Origin of the sequence: Variovorax sp. WS11 (assembly GCF_010499245.1) — a bacterium.
Lineage (GTDB): Bacteria > Pseudomonadota > Gammaproteobacteria > Burkholderiales > Burkholderiaceae_C > Variovorax.
Genome location: NZ_JAAGOW010000001.1, coordinates 1,101,911 through 1,121,805 on the forward strand (window position 1 = coordinate 1,101,911; position 19,895 = coordinate 1,121,805).

General features: G+C 70.3%; 22 protein-coding genes and 1 pseudogene. 9 read left to right on the plus strand and 14 right to left on the minus strand.

Annotated elements, in window-relative coordinates; genetic code table 11:
• Positions 1–25: 25 nt before the first annotated feature.
• Genes pyrC through GXN78_RS05660 form a run of 5 tightly spaced genes read right to left on the minus strand, consistent with a single transcriptional unit; the run spans position 26 to position 5,400 of the window.
• Positions 26–1,069 (minus strand): dihydroorotase, encoded by a 1,044-nt coding sequence (gene pyrC, locus GXN78_RS05640; protein ID WP_106555282.1) that lies wholly within the window; start codon positions 1,067–1,069, stop codon positions 26–28.
• Positions 1,066–2,334: a Zn-dependent hydrolase gene (locus GXN78_RS05645; protein WP_106555281.1), complete on the minus strand. Its 1,269-nt coding sequence runs from the start codon at positions 2,332–2,334 to the stop codon at positions 1,066–1,068. Before GXN78_RS05645 ends, pyrC begins: the two co-directional genes overlap by 4 nt.
• 10 nt (positions 2,335–2,344) lie before the next feature.
• Positions 2,345–3,295, minus strand: a complete 951-nt coding sequence (locus GXN78_RS05650) for a dihydroorotate dehydrogenase (RefSeq protein ID WP_106555280.1) — start codon at positions 3,293–3,295, stop codon at positions 2,345–2,347.
• Positions 3,288–4,136 carry a dihydroorotate dehydrogenase electron transfer subunit gene (locus GXN78_RS05655; RefSeq protein WP_106555279.1) on the minus strand — a complete coding sequence of 283 codons (849 nt, stop codon included), beginning with the start codon at positions 4,134–4,136 and terminating at the stop codon, positions 3,288–3,290. Before GXN78_RS05655 ends, GXN78_RS05650 begins: the two co-directional genes overlap by 8 nt.
• Positions 4,137–4,140: 4 nt before the next feature.
• Positions 4,141–5,400 carry an MFS transporter gene (locus GXN78_RS05660; RefSeq protein WP_239142618.1) on the minus strand — a complete coding sequence of 420 codons (1,260 nt, stop codon included), beginning with the start codon at positions 5,398–5,400 and terminating at the stop codon, positions 4,141–4,143.
• 261 nt (positions 5,401–5,661) lie between these two features.
• Here GXN78_RS05660 and GXN78_RS05665 point away from each other — a divergent pair, with 261 nt between their 5' ends.
• Complete coding sequence (locus GXN78_RS05665; protein ID WP_106555277.1) at positions 5,662–6,114, plus strand: carboxymuconolactone decarboxylase family protein; 453 nt, start codon at positions 5,662–5,664, stop codon at positions 6,112–6,114.
• A 62-nt stretch (positions 6,115–6,176) separates the two neighbouring features.
• Complete coding sequence (locus GXN78_RS05670) at positions 6,177–7,391, plus strand: DUF418 domain-containing protein (protein ID WP_106555317.1); 1,215 nt, start codon at positions 6,177–6,179, stop codon at positions 7,389–7,391.
• Positions 7,392–7,394: 3 nt separating this feature from the next.
• Here GXN78_RS05670 and GXN78_RS05675 read toward each other — a convergent pair whose 3' ends face one another.
• Positions 7,395–7,976, minus strand: coding sequence for a TetR/AcrR family transcriptional regulator (locus tag GXN78_RS05675; protein WP_106555276.1), 582 nt, complete (start codon positions 7,974–7,976; stop codon positions 7,395–7,397).
• A 39-nt stretch (positions 7,977–8,015) separates the two neighbouring features.
• Between GXN78_RS05675 and GXN78_RS05680 the strand changes: the two are divergent.
• Positions 8,016–8,543: pseudogene (locus GXN78_RS05680) on the plus strand (nuclear transport factor 2 family protein).
• 70 nt (positions 8,544–8,613) lie between these two features.
• On the opposite strand, the gene GXN78_RS05685 reads toward GXN78_RS05680, so the two are convergent.
• Entirely contained in the window at positions 8,614–9,375 is a 762-nt protein-coding gene (locus GXN78_RS05685) for a TOBE-like domain-containing protein (RefSeq protein WP_106555316.1), read from the minus strand.
• 57 nt (positions 9,376–9,432) lie between these two features.
• On the opposite strand from GXN78_RS05685, the gene modA reads away from it, so the two are divergent.
• The 3 genes from modA to modC are packed head-to-tail and all read left to right on the plus strand — an operon-like array spanning position 9,433 to position 11,963.
• Positions 9,433–10,194, plus strand: coding sequence for a molybdate ABC transporter substrate-binding protein (gene modA / locus GXN78_RS05690; RefSeq protein WP_106555274.1), 762 nt, complete (start codon positions 9,433–9,435; stop codon positions 10,192–10,194).
• Positions 10,195–10,200: 6 nt separating this feature from the next.
• Complete coding sequence (modB, locus tag GXN78_RS05695) at positions 10,201–10,875, plus strand: molybdate ABC transporter permease subunit (RefSeq protein WP_106555273.1); 675 nt, start codon at positions 10,201–10,203, stop codon at positions 10,873–10,875.
• Positions 10,872–11,963: a molybdenum ABC transporter ATP-binding protein gene (gene modC / locus GXN78_RS05700; protein ID WP_106555272.1), complete on the plus strand. Its 1,092-nt coding sequence runs from the start codon at positions 10,872–10,874 to the stop codon at positions 11,961–11,963. The genes modB and modC overlap by 4 nt, the downstream gene beginning before the upstream one ends.
• A gap of 3 nt (positions 11,964–11,966) precedes the next feature.
• Here the strand turns inward: modC and GXN78_RS05705 are convergent, their stop codons facing one another.
• Together GXN78_RS05705 and GXN78_RS05710 are read right to left on the minus strand one after the other, a co-directional pair.
• Entirely contained in the window at positions 11,967–12,344 is a 378-nt protein-coding gene (locus GXN78_RS05705; protein ID WP_106555271.1) for a nuclear transport factor 2 family protein, read from the minus strand.
• 122 nt (positions 12,345–12,466) lie between these two features.
• Positions 12,467–13,357 (minus strand): DMT family transporter, encoded by an 891-nt coding sequence (locus GXN78_RS05710; protein WP_106555270.1) that lies wholly within the window; start codon positions 13,355–13,357, stop codon positions 12,467–12,469.
• Between the two features lie 158 nt (positions 13,358–13,515).
• Here GXN78_RS05710 and GXN78_RS05715 point away from each other — a divergent pair, with 158 nt between their 5' ends.
• On the plus strand, positions 13,516–14,421 hold the full coding sequence (locus GXN78_RS05715) for a 2-dehydropantoate 2-reductase (RefSeq protein ID WP_106555269.1): 906 nt from the start codon (positions 13,516–13,518) through the stop codon (positions 14,419–14,421).
• Here GXN78_RS05715 and GXN78_RS05720 read toward each other — a convergent pair whose 3' ends face one another.
• A complete protein-coding gene (locus GXN78_RS05720) occupies positions 14,422–15,732 on the minus strand; it encodes a D-amino acid dehydrogenase (protein WP_106555268.1) in 1,311 nt (436 codons plus the stop codon).
• A 131-nt stretch (positions 15,733–15,863) separates the two neighbouring features.
• Between GXN78_RS05720 and GXN78_RS05725 the strand changes: the two genes are divergently transcribed.
• Together GXN78_RS05725 and GXN78_RS05730 are read left to right on the plus strand one after the other, a co-directional pair.
• A complete protein-coding gene (locus tag GXN78_RS05725; RefSeq protein ID WP_106555267.1) occupies positions 15,864–16,331 on the plus strand; it encodes a winged helix-turn-helix transcriptional regulator in 468 nt (155 codons plus the stop codon).
• Between the two features lie 164 nt (positions 16,332–16,495).
• The gene (locus GXN78_RS05730; RefSeq protein ID WP_164255376.1) at positions 16,496–16,648 is read left to right on the plus strand and encodes a hypothetical protein; all 153 of its coding nucleotides are present in this window, start codon (positions 16,496–16,498) and stop codon (positions 16,646–16,648) included.
• A gap of 75 nt (positions 16,649–16,723) precedes the next feature.
• On the opposite strand, the gene GXN78_RS05735 is transcribed toward GXN78_RS05730, so the two are convergent.
• The 4 genes from GXN78_RS05735 to GXN78_RS05750 all read right to left on the minus strand — a co-directional run bounded on the left by GXN78_RS05735 (position 16,724) and on the right by GXN78_RS05750 (position 19,890).
• Complete coding sequence (locus tag GXN78_RS05735; RefSeq protein ID WP_106555266.1) at positions 16,724–17,521, minus strand: extracellular solute-binding protein; 798 nt, start codon at positions 17,519–17,521, stop codon at positions 16,724–16,726.
• A 13-nt stretch (positions 17,522–17,534) separates the two neighbouring features.
• The gene (locus GXN78_RS05740; RefSeq protein ID WP_106555265.1) at positions 17,535–18,365 is read right to left on the minus strand and encodes an extracellular solute-binding protein; all 831 of its coding nucleotides are present in this window, start codon (positions 18,363–18,365) and stop codon (positions 17,535–17,537) included.
• On the minus strand, positions 18,362–19,057 hold the full coding sequence (locus tag GXN78_RS05745) for a phosphate ABC transporter ATP-binding protein (RefSeq protein ID WP_106555315.1): 696 nt from the start codon (positions 19,055–19,057) through the stop codon (positions 18,362–18,364). Before GXN78_RS05745 ends, GXN78_RS05740 begins: the two co-directional genes overlap by 4 nt.
• Positions 19,058–19,140: 83 nt before the next feature.
• Positions 19,141–19,890: an ABC transporter permease gene (locus GXN78_RS05750; RefSeq protein WP_106555264.1), complete on the minus strand. Its 750-nt coding sequence runs from the start codon at positions 19,888–19,890 to the stop codon at positions 19,141–19,143.
• Between the last annotated feature and the right edge of the window lie 5 nt (positions 19,891–19,895).

Consider the following 19,895-nt stretch of genomic DNA (forward strand, 5'->3'; position numbering starts at 1 on the left):
TGCTCTCCTCGGTGTTGTTTCGGACTCAGTCCTCCAGCACCCAGGGCAGCGTGCTGCCGCCCAGGAAGGGATGAAGGCTGCCACCGCGGGGCAGCGCGATGTCCTGCGGCACATCGCACCGCGCCCTGCGCAGCGTGAGTGTGCTCCCATTCAGGGGCAGGCCATAGAAGCGGGCGCCGTGGACGCTGGCGAAGGCCTCGAAGCGCTCCAGCGCGCCCTCCTCGTCGAACACCGTGAGATAGCTCTGCAAGGCCACCGGCGCATTGAAGATCCCGGCGCAGCCGCAGCTCGCCTCCTTCAGCGTGCGCAGGTGCGGCGCGGAGTCGGTGCCCAGGAAGATCTTCGGCGAGCCCGAGGTCGCGAAGCGGCGCAAGGCCAGCCGGTGCCGCTCGCGCTTCAGCACCGGCAGGCAGTAGTGATGCGGGCGGATGCCGCCGATGAAGATCGCGTTGCGGTTGAACAGCAGGTGCTGCGGCGTCACGGTGGCGGCGAGCCGGCCGCTGCCGTCGGCCGAGAGAAAGTCCACCGCCTCCTCGGTGGTGATGTGCTCCATCACCACCTTGAGCGCGGGGAAGTCCTGCAGCAGGGGCCGCAGCGTGGTGTCGATGAACACCGCCTCGCGGTCGAACACGTCGACCGCCGGGTCGGTGCTCTCGCCGTGCAGCAGCAGCGGCATGCCCAGCGCCTGCATCGCCTCGAGCACGCGGCCCACGCGGGGGATCGAGGTCACGCCGAACTCGGAATGGGTGGTGGCTCCGGCCGGATAGAGCTTGGCCGCGGCGAACACACCTTCCTCGAAGCCGCGGCGCAGTTCATCGGGCGGCGTGTCGTCGCAGAGATAGGCGGTCATCAGCGGCTCGAACTGCTGCCCCCGTGCCAGTGCGGCCAGGATGCGTTCGCGGTAGGCCCTGGCCTCGGCCACGCGCGTGACAGGCGGCCTGAGGTTGGGCATGACGATGGCGCGCGCGAACTGGCGTGCGCTGTGGCCCAGCACCGCCTTCAGCATCTCGCCGTCGCGCAGATGCAGATGGAAGTCGTCGGGGTAGCGCAGGGTGACGGTGTCGGTCATGGGGTCCGGTTGCAGAGGCGGTCGAAGACATGGCCCATGGCCTGCACGCCGCGCATGAAGTCGTCGATGTCCATCGCCTCGTGCGGGTTGTGCGAGCCGTTCTGGTTGCGCACGAACAGCATGCCGCTCGGGATGCCGGCGTTGGCGAAGAGCGCGGCATCGTGGCCCGCGCCGCTGGGGATCACGTCGAAGGGCGTACCCTGCGCCGCACAGGCTTCGCGCAGCAGGCCGCACAGGCCCTCGTCCATCAGCGCCGGGGGGCTGTCGAGCCGGCGGTCGAATTCGAAGCGCACGCCGCGCTCGCGCTCGACGGCCGCGCATTCGGCGCGCATCAGGTCGTAGAAGCGCTCCAGCGTCTCGCGGCTCTGGCTGCGCGCCTCGAAGCTGAGCATCGCGTGGCCCGGCACGCGCGAGATGGAATGCTCTGCCGGGTCGGTGCCCACCACGCCGGTGGTCACGACCAGGTCGCTGCCCTGCTCCAGCAACAGGCGCCAGTGCGCGTCGAGCCGCATGATCAGGTCGGCCACCGAGAACATCGCATCGTGGCGCAACCAGCGCGGCACCACGCCGGAGTGCTGGGCATCGCCGATGCAGCGGATGCGGTTGTGCCGCACGTTGCCGCGGATGCCCGAGACCACCGCCAGCGGCAGATCGCGCGCGACCATCACCGGGCCCTGCTCGATGTGCAGCTCCAGGTAGGCTCGCACGCGCGCGGGGTCGACCAGCGGCTGCCCGGCGCGGATCGCCTCGACGTCTGCGCCCGCCCGGCGCATGCAGGCGCCCAGCGTCTCGCCGCTGCAGCGCTGCGGCAGTTCGAGCTCCTGCGGGCCGAGCTTGCCGAACAGCGCGCCCGAGCCCATGTAGGCCTTGCCGAACCAGGCGCTCTCCTCGCCGCGGAAGGCGAGCACCTGCAGCGGCAGCCCGTCCGTGCGGCCGGCGCGCCGGCGCTCGACCAGGCACAGCAGCCCGGTGACGATGCCCGCGAGGCCGTCGAAGTTGCCGCCCTGCGGCACCGAGTCGATGTGCGAGCCGGCCCAGACCGCGGGCGCATCGGGCGCCGTGCCGGGCAGGCGGAAGACGAGGTTGGCAGCGCGATCGGCTTCCACCGCGAGGCCCTCGCCCTCGGCGAAGGCACGCAGGCGATCGAGCGCGGCCGATTCGCCCGCGCCATAGCTGTCGCGCGTGACGCCGATGCCGTCGAAGCCGAGCGCGCGCAGCTCGGCGAAGAGCCGCTCGGCCAGCGGGCGCAGTGAAGATGCCTGCATCGCGCGTTCCTCAGCCCGACTGCTGTGCGAAGCGCAGCCAGCGGTCGGACAGATGGCGGTCCAGTTCCACCGCGCCGGTGAGCTCGCGCAGCCGCTCGACGCACGTGTCCGCGCAGTAGTCGGCCAGCCCGTCGATGATCTTCTGCATCGCGCCCGGGTCCAGGAAGGAGGCCGTGCCCACCTGCACCGCGCTCGCGCCGGCCAGCATGAACTCGATCGCGTCCTCGGCGCTCGCGATGCCGCCGCAGCCGACGATCGGGATGCGAACGGCGCGATGGCACTGGTGCACCATGCGCAGCGCGATCGGCTTGATCGCCGGGCCAGAGAGGCCGCCCATCACGTTGCCCAGCCGGGGCTTGCGCGTGCGCACGTCGATGGCCATGCCCAGCACCGTGTTGCCCATCACCAGCGCGTCGGCGCCGGCCTCCTCGGCCGCCTTGGCCACCGCCGCGATCTGCGAGGCATTGGGCGTGAGCTTGGCCCAGAAGGGGTGGCGGGTGCGGCGCCGGATGGCGCTCACCACCTGGTAGGTGGTCTCGGGCGTCATCGCGAAGGCCATGCCGTCGGCCTCCAGGTTGGGGCAGGAGATGTTGGCCTCGATGACCGCGACCTCGGGCAGCGACATCTCCGCGACGGCCTGCGCGAACTCGTCCACCGTGTCTGCGGAGATGGAGACCACCACCGGCGTTCCGTGGCCCGTGTAGGCCGGCAGCACGTCGCGGCGGTAGTGCGCGAGCCCCTTGCTGGGGATGCCGATGGAATTGAGCATGCCTCCCCGTGTCTCGGCGACGCGCGGCGTCGGATTGCCGGCGCGGCAGGCGGGCGAGACGCTCTTGATCACCAGCGCGCCGAGGCGGCCGAAGTCCAGCGCCTCGCTGTACTCGATGGCGAAGCAGCCGGAGGCCGGCATCACCGGATTGCGCAGCGCGAGCGCGCCGACATGGACGGACAGATCAGCCAAACTCCACCTCCCCCACGACCTCGCGGATCGGGAACACCGGGCCCTCGCGGCACACGCGGAGGAATTGCTTGTCGCCCTCGCGATCGAAGAGCCGCACGCAGGACAGGCACACCCCCATGCCGCAGGCCATGCGCTGCTCCATCGCGACCTCGCCACGCACCTGCGGGTAGTCCGCGAGCAGGCGCTGCAGCAGCATCAGCAGGCGGTGCGAGCCGCAGGTGTAGAGCGCGTCCGGCGCATCCGCATCGAGCAGGCGGCGCAGCAGCGCCTCGACCGATTCGACCGAGGCGCTGCCGTCGCTGTCGTACACGCAGTGCAGCCCGGCCTCGGCACCGCGCAGGAATTGCTCGCTCATCAGGTCCTCGGGGCGGCGCGCCGACAGGATCGCCGTGATCCGCACGCCGGCCGCCGCGGCCTGGCGCACCAGCGGCGCCATGGTCGCCAGGCCCACGCCGCGCGCCACCACCATCACGTGGCGGAAGCCGGGCTCGAAGCCGAAGGTGTTGCCCAGCGGCCCCACGATCTCCATGTGTCCGCCCTGCTCCAACGCCGCCAGTGCGCGCGTGCCGACGCCGGTCACGTTGTAGAGGAACTCGATGCTGCCAGCCTCGGGGCCGGTGCCGTAGACGCTCATCGGCCGCAGCAGGAAGGGTTGCAGCGCATCGGTGCCCGGGCACCGGAGCTGGTAGAACTGGCCGGGGCGGGTCACGCCGACCAGGTCGGCCGCGGCGGCGAGGCGCAGGTACTTGTAGCGCGCGTTGACCCAGCGGTGCTCGGCGACTTCGCAGCGGTGCGAAGCCACGCTCTGCGCATTGCGCTGGAAGCAGTCGTTGTTGCTCATGACATCACTCCAGCTCGGCGCCCTTGAGCTCCGGAATCAGGAACAGCGTGGCCACCATGTCCAACACATAGATCGCCGCCAGCAATGCAATCGCAACCTGGAAGGAGTACTGCGTGGCGAGCGCCCCCACCACCACCGGCCCGAAGCCGCCCACCGCGCGCCCGATGTTGAAGAGCACGTTCTGCGCAGTGGCGCGCGCCTCCGTGGGATAAGCCTCGGACATCAGCGCGCCGTAGCCGCCGAGCATGCCGTTGACGAACATGCCCATCAGCGCGCCGGCCCACAGCATCGCGATCGGGTCGTCGAGCTGCGCATAGGCGAGCACCATTGCCACCGCGCCGGCCTGGAACAGCAGGAAGCTGGGCTTGCGGCCGATGCGGTCGGCCAGCTGGCCGAAGACGAAGATGCCGGCCATCATCCCGAGGATGGTGACCGAGGTCCACAGCGCCGACTTGGTGAGGTTGAAGCCCAGCTTGTTGGCGAGGAAGCTGGGCATCCAGATCATGATCCCGTAGTAGCCGAAGTTCTGGACCGCGCACAGCACCACGATGCCCAGGCTGGTGCGCGTGGTGCGCGCGTCCTTCACCAGCAGCCGGAAGGGGCGGCCCTTCGGCACCTTCCTTCGCGCGGCGCTGCGCACGAAGACCTCGGGCTCGTGCAGCCTGTTGCGGATCACCCAGGCGACCACGGCGGGAATCACGCCGACCAGGAACATGCCGCGCCAGCCGATCGAAGGCAGCAGCAGCGGCGTCAGCAGTGCCGCCCCCAGCACGCCGGCCTGCCAGCCCAGCGCCACATAGGACGAGACGCGCGCGCGGTGCTTCGCCGGCCAGGCCTCGGCCGCCAGCGCCATGCCGATGCCGAACTCGCCGCCCAGCCCGATGCCGGCGATGGTGCGGTAGACCAGCAGGTCCCAGTAGCCCTGTGCAAAGGCGCACAGGCCGGTGAAGACCGCGAACAGCACGATGGTCCAGGTCAGCACGCGGATGCGGCCGTAGTGGTCGCTGAGCGAGCCGAAGATGATGCCGCCGGCGACGGCGCCCACCAGCGTCCAGGTGACCAGCGAGCCGGCCTGTCCCGGCGTGAGATGCAGGTCGGCCGAGATGGCCGAGAGCATGAAGCCGAGGATCAGCAGGTCGAAGCCGTCCATGGCATAGCCGATGGCCGAGCCGGCCAGGGCCTTCCAGCCGTAACCCGTGATCTTCTGCTCGTCGGCCGACGCGGATGCGGCGCCTGCCGGCGGCGATATCAATCCTGTTTCCACGCTGATGTCTCCTTGGGATCGGCGCGGTGCGCGCCGGGGATGGGCTTTCCGAACGCGTTCGCGTTGGTACGTGTTTTTGATATTAGTATCTTTTTTGAGATTATCCAAGTCCATGAGCGACCGGGACAAACCCTGAGATCAAGCGTCGGCACGCGAGCGGCTTCCAGGGCCTGTCACAAACGCACACCGCGGTGCGTCTTAAGTGCATGGAGGGCCGCATGGGGCGGCTCTCCGCAGCAACTTCCCAAGGACATTCACCTCATGACGCACACCGCACGCATTCCCTTCCACCAGCTCGCGCCCAAGGCCTTCCAGTCCCTGATCACCCTCTCCGGCGCCGTCCGCAAGGACCTGCTGGGCCATCGCCTGTACGACCTCGTGCTGCTGCGCGTGTCGCAGATCAACGGCTGCGCCTTCTGCATGGACATGCACTGGCAAGACCTGATCAAGCAGGACATCGACGCGCGCCACCTCAACGCGGTGGCCGGCTGGCGCGAGGCGCCCTTCTTCACCGAGCGCGAGCGCGCCGCGCTCGCCTGGGCCGAGATCGTCACGGCCATCCCGAACCGGGACCCGAGCGACGAGGAGTTCGCCAAGCTCAAGGTGCAGTTCTCCGACGAGGAGATCGCCGAGCTCGGCTTCACCATCGCGGTGATCAATGCGTGGAACCTGCTCAATGTGAGCTTCCGCAATCCGGTGCCGGAAAAGGCCTGACGGCCCGAGTGCGCCCGCGCCGCTGCGCGCGGCACAGTGGCCATGGGCTCTACGATCCGCCCATGGCCACCCTCTCCCCCGACGCCCACCAGCCGGCGCGGCTGCTCCAGCTCGACGCGCTGCGTGGCTTCGCGCTGGCGGGCATCCTGGTCGTCAACATCGCCTCCTTCTCCTCCGCCTACTACGTCGCGGGTGCCCCCGATCCGCTCTTCGACAGGCCTGCAGACCACGCCGTGCGCTGGCTGGTGGCCTTCCTGTTCGAGACCAAGTTCTACCTGCTCTTCTCCTTCCTCTTCGGCTACAGCTTCACCCTGCAGATGAGCTCGGCCCGGCACAGCGGCGCGGCCTTCGTGCCGCGCATGCTGCGCCGGCTGCTCGGGCTCGGACTCCTCGGCGCGGCGCATGCGATCTGGCTCTATCACGGCGACATCCTCTGCGTCTATGCGGTGCTGGGCCTCGTGCTCCTTGCGGCACGGCGCCAGCACGAGCGCCAGGCGCTGCGGCGCGCCTTTCTCCTCACGCTGCTGCCGGCCGTGGTCCTGATCATCCTGGGCTCACCGCAGATGCGCCCGGGCGAGATGACGGACTTCGCCGGCGCCCTGGCGCGCGCGGAAGCCGCTCAGCAGGCCTGGCTGGGCCCGCCCGCCAGCGTCATTGCGCAGCGCCTGCGCGAGCTGGTCAACAGCTGGTGGGTCGTGGTGCTGATCCAGGGCCCGTGCGCGCTGGCGATGTTCATGGTCGGCTTCGCCGCAGGCCAGCGCCGCGTCTTCGCGCACCTCGACGCGTGGCGCGGCCTCCGGCGCCGCTTCGTCACCTGGGGCCTGGCCGTGGGCCTGCCCGGCGCCGTGTTCTACGCGAACGCGACGGCAGGGGGCCTGGGTTCGGGCCGGGAGATCCTGGGCCTGGGCGTGAGCCTCCTGACCGCACCCTTCCTCAGTGCCGCCTACATGGGCCTCGCGCTGATGCTGTTCCAGCGCGATGCCGGTGCGTGCATCGCACGCGCGCTGGCGCCTGCGGGGCGCATGGCGCTGACCAACTACCTGCTGCAGTCGCTGGCCTGCGCGCTGATCTTCACCGGCTACGGGCTCGGACTCATGGGCCGGGTCTCGCCGGGGCTCGGCGTGCTGATCGCCCTGGGCCTCTTCGCCGGCCAGATGGCGGGCAGCGCCTGGTGGCTGCGGCGCTTCAGCTACGGCCCGGTGGAATGGGTCCTGCGCGCGCTGACCGTCGGCGGCTGGCCGGCGATGCGCAGGACGGCGCAGTGGCCGATGCGCTGAGGCTCAGGCCTCGCCGCGCACGACCTTCACCAGCCGCTCCAGGGTCTTGAGCGCCGTCTCCGGCGTCGGGTCGAACTGCGCGTGCGCGATGGCGCCATCGACGGCCAGCGCGATCGTCTGCGCGTCCTTCGCGCGCTGGCGCGACGGGGGCAGCAGTTGCTCGATCTCCTTCGTCATGGCTTCCTTGTGGCTGCGCGCGATCTCCAGCACCTCCGGCAGCGCGCCGCCCAGCTCGCCCACGCTGTTGAGGAAGGCGCAGCCGCGAAAGCCCGGGTCCGCGAACCATTCGCGCAGCGCCGGCACCAGGGCGTCGATGCCCTTGCCGCGGCCCGCGCCATGGCGCTGCAGCGCATCGGTGAACCACGCCATCCAGCGTTCGTGGCGATAGGCCAGGAAGGCGCGGATCAGCTCGTTCTTGCTCGGGAAGTGCCGGTAGAAGGTGAGCTTGGCCACGCCCGACTCGGCAATCACGCGGTCGATGCCCGTGGCGCGGATACCCTCGCGGTAGAACAGGTCGTGCGCGGTCAGCAGGATGCGGTCGCGGGCAGGGAGCTCCGGGCGCTGCGAGAGATGGGCGGTGGGCATGCGAGGCGTTGTAGACAGCTCTGTCTGACCTTCGTTTTACTGGCACGTAGACAGACCTGTTCCCACCCCCACCCTTCACCAAATAATCGCCGATATGAAACCCGCCCGCCCCTTCCGCCCTTCACCCCTCGAAACCGCGACCCAGAATATCCGCCTCGCCGAAGACGGGTGGAAACTGCGCGACCCTCACCGCGTCGCACTGGCCTGATCACCACGCGAAGACAGGCGCTGGCGCAACCGTGCCGAGTTGCTACGTCACGTGCGGCAGCACAGGCCTTCCTCGAGCGCAAATGGGCGCGCGAGCTGGACTACCGCCTGATCAAGGAGCTGTGGGCCTTCGCCGGCGCCCGCATCGCCGTGCGCTTCGCCTACGAATGGCACGACGATGCCCGCAACTGGTTCCGCAGCTACGGCAACGAGAACTGGGAGTTCAACGAGGCCGGCCTGATGACGCACCGCCATGCGAGCATCAACGATCTGCCGATCAAGGAGAACGAGCGCAAGTTCTTCTGGCCGCTGGGCCGCCGGCCGGACGAGCACCCGGGGCTGAGCGACCTGGGACTTTGAAGGCCTGACGGGGCCTCGAAGGTCCGTTGCCCCACCCCAGAGGGGGAGGGAGTTACACCGCCCGCGCGTACTACCCCGGCAACGCCACCACCACCGCCGCCTCGTCGACGGTGGCCAGCACACGCTGCCGCGCACGCAAGCCCGAGCCGCCGGGCGCGAAGCCGACGAGCTGCAGGCCGCCTTCCAGCGCCATCGCGATCTCGTCGCCGTCCTCCCCGCGCGCCACGCCCTGCACCACGCCGGCCAGCTGGTTACCCCGGCCGCGGCGCGGTGCGGAGGCACGCTCGATGCGCACCGCGGTCGCCTTGCACAGCGCGATCGCGGCCATGCCCTCGGCCAGCCCGAGCAGCTCGGCGCTCTCCTGCGTGATCCGCGCGGCGATGGGCTGCGCATCGCCCAGCGACAGCTGCACGCGGACGATGCGCCCGGTGGATTCGATCGCCTGCACCGTCGCCGGCAGCTGGTTGCGCATGCTGGTGCGGATGGCGAGCCGTGCGACCGCCGTCCCCGCACCGGCCGCGCCGGCCGCGCCGCCACGCGACTGCACGTCGCGACGCGCGAGCGCGAGCGCGTCCGCGAGCTCGAGCAGTTGCCTGCCGTGCGCCGTGAGCGAGGCTCCCCCGCCGCCCGCGCCGCCGACCGCCCGCTCCACCAGCGGCACGCCGGCCAGATTGGTGAGCGTGGCCACCGCCTGCCACGCCGCCTTGTAGCTCACCGACGCCTCGCGTGCGGCTTGCGAGATGCTGCCCGTGCGGCCGATGCCGCGCAGGATGTCGATGCGCTTGTCGCTCATGCCGTGGCCGAGCGCGTCGCCGAAGCGGGGAGATGCCATGCGCCGCATTGTGCCGCCGGGCCTTACACTCGCGCTATTCCATCGATGAATAGCGCAATGAAGTCCAGCCTCTTGCTCTCCCGTTCGCTCGCCGCTCTCCTCGCGCTCGGCGCGACGCTCGCCGTCCATGCAGCCGAGGTCCAGGTCGCCGTCGCGGCCAACTTCGCCGGGCCGATGAAGGCGCTGGCTGCCGACTTCGAGAAGGCAACGGGCCACAAGGCCGTGCTGGCCTCCGGCGCGACGGGCAAGTTCTACGCACAGATCCAGAGCGGCGCCCCCTTCGACGTCTTCCTCGCGGCCGACAACGAGACGCCGGCCAAGCTCGACAAGGAAGGCGCGACCGTGCCGGGCACCCGCTTCACCTATGCGACCGGCAAGCTGGTCTTGTGGTCGGCCAAGCCCGACTTGGTGGACGCCAAGGGCGAGGTGCTCACGAGCGGGCAGTTCGCGCACATCGCGCTGGCCGCGCCCAAGCTCGCGCCTTACGGCGCGGCCGCGCTCGAGACGATGACGCGCCTGGGCGTGCTCGCCAGGCTGGAGCCGAAGTTCGTGCAGGGCGAGAGCATCGGCCAGACCTTCGGCTTCGTCTCCAGCGGCAACGCGGAGCTCGGCTTCGTCGCGCTGTCGCAGGTGTGGGAGAACGGCAAGCTCAAGAGCGGCTCGGCCTGGATCGTGCCGGCCGAGCTGCACAGCCCCATTCGGCAGGACGCGGTGCTGCTGGCCCGCGGCAAGGACAATGCGGCCGCCGTGGCGCTCATCGCCTTTCTCAAGTCCGACGCCGCCAAGGCGGTGATCCGTTCTTTCGGCTACGACCTCTAGCCGCGCATGCCCACCGCGGCCGACCTCGGCGCCATCGTCCTCACGCTCAAGCTGGCGGCGCTCACCACGCTGATCCTGCTGCTGCTGGGCACGCCTTTGGCCTGGTGGCTGGCACGCACCCGCTCGGCGTGGAAGGGGCCTGTCGGCGCGCTGGTGGCCCTGCCGCTGGTGCTGCCGCCCACGGTGCTGGGCTTCTATTTCCTGGTGACGATGGGGCCGAACGGGCCGATCGGCGCGTTCACCCAATGGCTGGGAATCGGCCTGCTGCCCTTCAGTTTTGCGGGCTTGGTGATCGGCTCGGTGGTGTATTCGATGCCCTTCGTGGTGCAGCCGATCCAGAACGCCTTCGAGGCCATCGGCAGCGAGCCGCTCGAAGCGGCGGCGACGCTGCGGGCCTCGCCGCTCGACCGCTTCTTCAGCGTGGCGCTGCCGCTGGCGCGGCCCGGCTACCTCACGGCCGTGGTGATGGGCTTCGCCCACACGGTGGGCGAGTTCGGCGTCGTGCTGATGATCGGCGGCAACATTCCCGAGAAGACGCGCGTGGTGTCGGTGCAGATCTACGACCACGTGGAGGCGCTGGAGTACACGCAGGCGCACTGGCTGGCCGGCGGCATGGTGGTCTTCTCCTTCCTGGTGCTGCTGGCGCTCTACGCGCTCAATCCCACGGGGCGGCGGCGATGACGGGTGATGCAGCGGCAGACACGGGCGTTCAGGCGCGCCTGAAGGTCGAGCACCCCGGCTTCTCGCTGGAGGTCGCGCTGGACCTGCCGGGCCGCGGCGTGAGTGCGCTCTTCGGCCCCTCGGGCTGCGGCAAGACCACCTGCCTGCGCGCCATCGCGGGGCTGCAGCACGCACCGGGCGCCTTCGTGGCCGTGAACGGCGAGCGCTGGCAGGACGACGCGGCTTTCGTGCCGACGCACCGGCGCGCGCTGGGCTACGTGTTCCAGGAGACGCGCCTCTTCGCGCACCTCGACGTGCGCCGCAATCTCGAATACGGCATGAAGCGGGTCGCCGCCGCGCAGCGGCGGGTGCCGCTCGAACAGGCGGTGGAACTGCTGGGCATCGGCCATCTGCTGGCCCGCCGGCCCGACACGCTCTCGGGCGGCGAGCGCCAGCGCGTGGGCATCGCACGCGCACTGGCCACCAGCCCGCGGCTGCTGCTGATGGACGAGCCCCTGGCCTCGCTCGACCTGCCGCGCAAGCGCGAGATCCTGCCCTACCTCGAGCGGCTCCACGCCGAGCTCGACATCCCCGTCATCTACGTGAGCCACGCGGCCGACGAGGTGGCGCGCCTGGCCGATCACCTGGTGCTGATGGAGGCCGGGCGCGTGCTGGCCAGCGGCCCCGCGAATGCGCTGATGACGCGGCTCGACCTGCCGCTGGCGCACGGCGACGCGGCCGGCGCCATCGTCGACGCGACCGTCGCGGGCTTCGACGCCGCCTTCGGCCTGACGCAGCTCGCCTTCGTAGGCGGCACGCTGTGGCTGCCGCACGGCGGCACGCGCATCGGCCAGGCGGTGCGCGTGCGCATCCAGGCGCGCGACGTGAGCCTCACGCTCACGCCCCAGGCGGACACCAGCGTGCTCAACATCCTGCCGGCAACCGTGACCGATCTCGCGGAGGACGGCCCCGCGCAGGTCATGGTGGGGCTGGAAGTCGGCGGCGCGCGCCTGCTGGCGCGCATCACGCGCAAGTCGGCCGCGCTGCTGCGCCTTCGCGCGGGCGCGGCCGTGCATGCGCAGGTCAAGGGCGTCGCGATCGTGGAGTGAGGATCACGCGCCGACCGGCACCTTGTCCAGGAAGCCGGTCACCGCGCGCAGCTTGCCGGATTCGAGCTGCACGAAGTCCGTGCCTTCGACCAGGTCCTCGGCCCCGCTCGGGCCCAGGGTCCACGAGAAGCGCAGGTGCTCGCCGTGCGCATCGGCCTGGCCCTTGAGCTTGAAGCGGAAGCCCGGATAGCGCTGATGCACGCCGCCGACGAGCGCGCTGATCTGCGCGTGGCCGCTGCCCTGCATCACGGGGTCGACGTAGCGCGCGTCGGCGCTCCAGTGGGTTTCGAGCAACTTCAGGCGGCGCTCGGCATCGGTCTCGTTCCAGACGGCGATGTACTGTTCGGCGATGCGCGCGGCATCGGGTGCTGCGGTGTTCATGGTGGCGATTCCTTTCGTCTTGAGGGCCCGCAACGGCGCGGGGTGAACGAATGGTCGCCGCAGGCGCGCCGCGGGTCGATGACGTGGGAGGTCATGGCGGGTGGCGCCGCCCTCGCCGGTCTCTATTGCGGGACCGGCGCCTTCGATCGCGGCAGCGACCAGCCGAGATTCATCCCGGCCGCGGCGATGAGGATGGCGGCCGCGCCGACGAATTGCATCGGATGCAGCCGATGGCCGAAGATCAGGAAATCGACGCCGATCGCCACGATCGGAAAGATGAAGGACAACGCCGCCGTCAGGTGCGTCGGCAGCTTCTGGATCGCGCCGTAGAGAAGCACGTACACCAGGCCGGTGTAGACCACGCCCATCGCGACCAAAGCGGTCCAGGCGCCCGCATCGGAGGGCAGCTCCGACAGCTTCGCAAAAGGCGCGAACACCAAGATCCCGACGCACAGCTGGATCAGCGCGATCAGGTGCGGCGGCGCGCCGCTGAGCTTCTTGGTGACGATCGCGGCGAGCGCATAGAGGAAGGCGGCGCCGAGCGCCATCAGCACGCCGGCCGCATAGTCCGTGCCGCCGTAGCCCGCATCGGGCCTGGCCTGCGCGATCAGCAGCACGCCGGCGAAGGCGACGCCCAGCCACACCAGCTTGGTCGCGGTCAGCCGTTCGGAGAAGAACAGCGCGCCGAGCGCCACGAGCATGAAGGGCTGAGTGTTGTAGACCGCCGTGGCGATGGAGATCGACGCGCGGGAGAAGGCGGCGAAGATCAGCACCCAATTGAGGACCAGGGCGACTCCCCCCAGCGCCGCGAGGCCGATCAGGCGCAGGCTGAGCGTGCCACGCAGCATGCCCATCGCCCCGCAGACGACTAGCAGCGTGGCCGCACCGAAGACGCAGCGCCAGAAGAGGAGATCGACGATCGGCTGGCCCGAGCGCACGACGGCCCAGCCGATCGTGCCCGAGATCACCATGGCCGCGCTCATCTCGAGCGAGCCGCGTGTATTGCTTTTCATGAACCGTCTAGCGTGCCACGGGATGGCGGCCCTGACCATGTGCCACGAAAGTTCCCATCGCGAGGCAGACATCCTGCCACCTGGGCGTTCCTTGCCCACGCCGCGCAAGGCCGCGGAGAGCGCACTACCATGCACGCAGTTCGTCGACGGAGCAGGTCATGAGAATTGCAGTGATGGGTGCGGGTGCGGTGGGTTGCTATTACGGCGGCATGCTGGCGCGCGCAGGGCATTCGGTCGTGCTGGTCGGGCGGCCGCAGCATGTGGAGGCGATCCGCCGCGACGGCTTGCTGCTGGACACGCAGTCCTTCCAGGCCCGCGTGCCGATGGAGGCCAGCACCGAGGTCGATGCCGTGCGGGACGCCCGACTGGTGCTCTTCTGCGTGAAGTCCACCGACACCGAGAGCGCTGCCGCGGCGATGCGCCCGCACCTGGCGCCCGATGCGCTGGTGCTCACGCTGCAGAACGGCGTCGACAACGCGACGCGCCTGCAGGCGGCGCTGGCGCAGGAGGTCGCGGCGACGGTGGTCTACGTGGCCACCGAGATGGCCGGGCCGGGCCACGTCAAGCACCACGGGCGCGGCGAGCTGGTCGTCGCGCCCTCGACGCAGAGCGCCGACGTCGCCGAGCTGCTGATCGCCGCCGGCGTGCCCACGCAGATTTCCGACAACGTGACCGGCGCACTGTGGGCCAAGCTGATCCTCAACTGCGCCTACAACGCCCTGTCGGCGATCACGCAGCTGCCTTATGGCCGCATCTCGCAGCGCGAAGGCGTGCAGGCCGTCATGGGCGACGTGGTGCGCGAATGCCTGGCCGTGGCCGAGGCCGGCGGCGTGACGGTGCCGGGCGACACCTGGGCCGCCGTGCAGCGCATCGCCGAGAGCATGCCCTCGCAGTTCTCCTCCACCGCGCAGGACCTGGCGCGCGGCAAGCGCAGCGAGATCGATCACCTCAACGGCTACGTGCTGCGCCAGGGCGAGGCGCTGGGCATCGCGACGCCGGTCAACCGCGTGCTGCACACGCTGGTGAAGCTGCTCGAGGACCGCGCCGCGCAGCAGCCGGCCTGATCAGGCCGAGGCCGTGCCCGGCGCGGTTCCGACGAGGCGCCCGCGCTCCGGTGCGGCATAGCGGTCCATCGCCAGCCCGTCGGTGCGGATGTCGGGCCGCCGTCCCATCACCTGGTCGGCCACCAGCTTGCCGGAGCCGCAGGCCATGGTCCAGCCCAGCGTGCCGTGGCCGGTGTTGAGGTACAGGTTCGAGAAGGGCGTGGGACCGACGATGGGCGTGCTGTCGGGCGTCATCGGGCGCAGGCCGGTCCAGAAGCTGGCGCGCGGCAGGTCGCCGCCGGGGAACAGCTCGCCGACCACGCGCTCCAGCGTTGCGCGCCGCTGCGGATTCAGGCGCAGGTCGAAGCCGGCCAGCTCGGCCATGCCGCCCACGCGAATGCGGTCGTCGAAGCGCGTGATGGCGATCTTGAAGGTCTCGTCGAGCACGGTGGATTGCGGCGCCAGCGCGGGGTCGAGCAGCGGCACGGTCAGCGAATAGCCCTTGACCGGGTAGACCGGGATGTGCAGCCCCAGCGGCGCGATCAGCTCGCGCGAATAGCTGCCGAAGGCAAGCACGTAGCGGTCGGCCTTGAGCACCTCCGCCTTCGGCCCGGCCAGCCGCACGCCGGCAATGCGCCCGCCTTCGGTCAGCAGGCTCTCGACGGACTCTTCGAAGCGGAAGCTCACGCCCAGCCCGCGCGCCACATCGGCCAGGCCGCGGGTGAACAGATGGCAGTCGCCGGTCTCGTCGTTCGGCAGGCGCAGCCCGCCGGCCAGTTGCCCTGCGCTGCGTGCCAGTGCGGGCTCGACCGCGGCGAGCTGGTGGCGGTCGAGCAGCTCGAAGGGCACGCCGCATTCCTGCAGCACCGCGACGTCGCGCTGCACCGCATCGAGCTGCGCCTGCGTACGGAACAGCTGCAGGGTGCCTTGCGTGCGGTGCTCGTAGCGCACGCCGGTCTGCACGCGCAACTCGCGCAGGCAGTCCCGGCTGTACTCGGCCACGCGCATCATGCGTTCCTTGTTGATCGCGTAGCGCTCGGGCGAGCAGTTCTTCAGCATCGCGGCCATCCAGCGCAGCTGGAACAGGCTGCCGTCGGGTCGGATCGCCAGCGGCGCATGCTTCTGGAACATCCACTTGAGCGCCTTGAGGGGGATGCCTGGCGCGGCCCAGGGCGTGGAATAGCCGGGCGAGACCTGGCCGGCATTGGCGAAGCTGGTCTCCGCAGCCGGGCCGCCCTGGCGATCGACCAACGTCACCTCGGCGCCGGCGCGCGCCAGGTAATAGGCCGTCGTGACACCGATGACGCCGCCGCCCAGAACAATCACTTTCATTGCAAGACCCCGTCGACTCAAAGAGAGAAGCCAAGGTTATTCATCTTCTTGCCATAAACTTCACTCAAATATGGCGCCTTGCCAGTGCTTCTTGCTGTCGTCGCGGCTCTCAAGGCGCTTCCAGGAGTGAAATGACCGAGCTCGACCGTACCGACCGCAAGATCCTCGACATCCTCCAGCGCCAGGGCCGGATCCCCATGACCGAGCTGGCGCAGCAGATTGGCCTGTCGACCTCGCCCTGCACCGAACGCGTCCGACGCATGGAGCGCGAGGGCGTGATCACCGGCTACCACGCCCGCATCGACCCCCAGGCCATCGGCAAGACCTTGCTGGTGTTCGTCGAGATCACGCTGTCCTCGAAGTCGGCCGATGTCTTCGACAAGGTGCGCACCGAGCTCCTGCATGTGCCCGAGGTGATGGAATGCCACCTGGTGTCGGGCGGCTTCGACTACCTGGTGAAGGCGCGGCTGCGCGCGATGAGCGACTATCGGCGCCTGCTGGGCGACTTGCTGAAGAAGCTGCCCGTCACGGCCGAGTCGAACAGCTATGTGGTGATGGAAGAGGTCAAGGAAAGCCTCTACCTGCCGCTGGACCGCTGAATTGCCGTCTGAAGGAGACTGCCGATGCGCCCTCTTCGCCTCCTTACTTCGCTACTGCTGCTGGGCACCCTTTGGGGCATCGCAGTGGCACAGCCCAGCCAGCAGATCGAGCTGGTGGGCGCGGTGCGACAGAGCCTGAAGCTCGACGAATCGCCAACACCGCGGTGGGCGAAGGCGTGCTGGTGCTCTTCGAGCGCGACGGCCGGGCGCTGGACGAGCGCGAGGGCCGCATCGCCCTGCTCTCGGCCGCCGACCGGCAGCTGGGGCCGCGGCACGTGCGAAACCTGGTGCGCATCGAGCTGCGGCAGCTGGACTGAGTCGGCGAAGACGCCGGCCAAGCTGACAGCCTTTGTCCGCAGTCGACGGGTACGCCGCAGTACCGGCCCGGCCTGTCAGGGCGCCAGAAACCCAGCCTGCCGCAAAGCACGCTGTCCCGCGCCGCCGACCAGCTCGTCCGCAAAAGCCTGCGCCGCCGCCGGCGCGCCCTTGCGCACGACCACCCCATATTCGGCGCTCACGTTGATGGACGGCGGCACGTCTACCCGCTGCAAGCCCGGCTCCTCGGCGACGGCGATCACGGCGTTGGTGCAGTAGGTCAGGAACACGTCGGCCTGCCCGTTCGCGACCAGCATGCCGTAGACGTTGCGCCCCGCCGGCGGGGCCGGCGAGTTCGGCCCGCCGGTGAGCTGCAGCGACTTCGCTGCCAGCGCGCTTGCCGAGCCGGCCGGCGCCGCGCCGCTGCGCTCGACGCGATCGAACAGCTCGAAGGCGTAGTCGCCCGAGGGGTCGGCCTTGGGGGTCGAGGTGCCGACCCGGATCTCCGGGTCGAGCATCGCCTTCACCAGCGTGTCGCGCGTCACCCCGAGGCCGGGCCGCACGAGCGCGCACAACGCGTTGCGCGCGAAGGCGCGGGTCGGGCCCCATGCGCCGCCCGCGGAGAGCGACTGCGGATGCGCCATGTTGGCCGAGGCGAACACGTCGGCGGGCTCGCCGCCGGCAATGCGGTCCCGCAGCAGGCCCGAGGCGCCGAAGCTCAGCGCGATGCGCGTGCCCGGATGCGCCTGCTCGAAGGCTTGCGCGGCCTGGGTGAGCGGCGCGCGCAGGCTGCCCGCCGCATGGACCGCGATGGTCTGCGCCAGTGCGCCGCCCGCGCCGGTCGCGCCGGCGATCACGCCCGAGGCGACGGCCATGGCGCGCAACGCCCTACTGGCTGCTCGCATTGGGGAAGAACAGCTGCTCGCCGCCGATCTTGTAGCTCGCAATGCTCGACTGCCCCGCCGGCGAGATCACCCAGTCGACGAACTTCTGCGCGCCGGCGCTGTTGAGCTGCGGAAACTTCGAGGGGCTCACCACCATCACGCCGTACTGGTTGAAGAGCCGCTTGTCGCCCTCCACCAGCACCGCCAGGTCGGCGCGGTTCTTGAAGCTGAGCCAGGTGCCTCGGTCGGCCAGCACGTAGGCGCCGCTGGAGGCCGCGATGTTGAGCGCCGGACCCATGCCGCAGCCGCACTCCTTGTAGCCCGTGCCCTTCTTGTCGTTGGGCACCGGCTGGCCTGCTTCGGCCAGGCTGGCCTGCGCCCAGAGCCGGCGCTCGGCGGCGTCGGTGCCGCTCTTGTCGCCGCGCGAGACGAAGGCGGCGTTGGCCGCAGCCACTTTCTTCAGCGCCGCGGCGCTGTCCTTGCCCTTTGCCGCCGCCGGATCGTTCTTCGGCCCGATCAGCACGAAATCGTTGTACATAACCGCGAAGCGCTTGGCGGCGAAACCTTCGGCGACGAACTTCTCCTCCGCCGCCGTGTCGTGCACGAATAGCACGTCGGCGTCACCGCGCTTGGCCATGTCGATGGCCTGCCCGGTGCCGACCGCCACCACCTTGACGTCGATGCTGCTGGCCTGCTTGAAGGCCGGCAGCAGGTGCGCGAACAGGCCCGACTGCTCGGTCGAGGTGGTCGACGCCATGGTGATCGTCTCGGCCTGCGCCACGACGCTGCCCGCCGCCAGGGCGAGTGCCGCCGCCAGGAACTTGAATGCCTTCATACCTGCTCTCCTTTGACAAATTGGCGGGCTTCCTCGGGGAGAGGCCCGTTGAAGAAATCGTGCACCGGCAGGTCCGCCAGCACCCGGCCATGCTCGAGGTAGACCACGCGGCTCGCGAGCCGCTTCACCTGGCCCAGGTTGTGGCTCGCGAACACCAGCGTGCGGCCATGCGCCGCGTCGGCGATCAGGGCCTCGACCTCGCGCTTGGCCGTCGGGTCCAGGCTGGCGGTCGGCTCGTCGAGCAGCAGCACCGCCGGCTTGAGCGCCCAGGCACGCGCCAGCGCCATGCGCTGCTGCTGCCCGCCCGAGAGGGTGCGCGCATTGCGCCCGGCCACGCTGTCCAGGCCAACCCGCCCCAGCGCCGCCACCGCTTCGCGCTGCGCGTCGCGCCACCGCGCGCCGTGCAGCCAGAGCGCCAGCGCGACGTTGTTGCGCACGCTCATACGCAGCATGTGCGGACGCTGGAACAGCATCGCCTGCGCCTGCGGCGGCACCGCGTTGACAAAAGCGCCGCCCGCATGCGGCAACAGGCCGTGCAGCACGCGCAGCAGCGTGCTCTTGCCGCTGCCGTTGGCGCCGATCAGGGCGACGCGTTCGCCGGCATGGATGGACAGCGTGACGCCGGCGAGCGCCGGCACGCGACCGTAGCGCACGTCGATGTCGCGCAGGGCGAAGAGCGCCGAGCCGGCCATCGCCGCAGCTTCGGGCGCGTCGCCGCCTCGCGCGGCCACCACGCGAAGTCGGGCGCGCGCATCGCCGTGCGGCCGGATGTTGCTCATGCGGCCGCCTCCATCCGCCGCAGCCCCGCCGCATCGGCCGCGCCGCCATCGACCCGCTCGCGCCAGCCGCGCAGTGCGCTGATGGCAAGGTTGAGCAGCAGCACCACCCCCAGCAGCACCAGGCCCAATGCCAGCGCCAGCGGCAGGTCGCCCTTGCTGGTCTCGAGCGCGATGGCGGTGGTCATGACGCGCGTGAAGCCGTCGATGTTGCCGCCCACCACCATCACCGCGCCGACCTCCGACACGGCGCGGCCGAAGGCGGCGATCAACACGGTGATCAGCGCATAGCGCTCGTCCCACACCAGCAGCAGCGCCCGCGCCAGTGAGCGCGCGCCGAGCGAGCGCAACTGCTCGCCGTGGGCGCGGTCCGCGTCCTCGATGGCCTGGCGCGTGAGCGCCGTGACCACCGGCAGCACCAGCAGCGCCTGCGCCAGCACCATCGCCTTGAAGGAGAACAGCCAGCCCAGGAAGCCGAGCGGCCCCGAGCGCGACAGCAGCAGGTAGATCACCAGCCCCACCACCACCGAGGGAAGCGCGAGCAGCGTGTTGAGCAGCGTGAGCAGCAGGCCGCGGCCGGCGAAGCGCGCCACCGCGAGCCAGGCGCCGAGCAGCAGGCCGAGCCCGCAGGCCAGCGCGCAGGCCGTGGCGCTGACGGCCAGCGAACGGCCGACGATGCCGAGCAGAACGGGATCGCCGGAAATCAGCAAGTGCCACGCGGCGATGGCGCTGTCTGTGAAGGTGTTCATGAGGG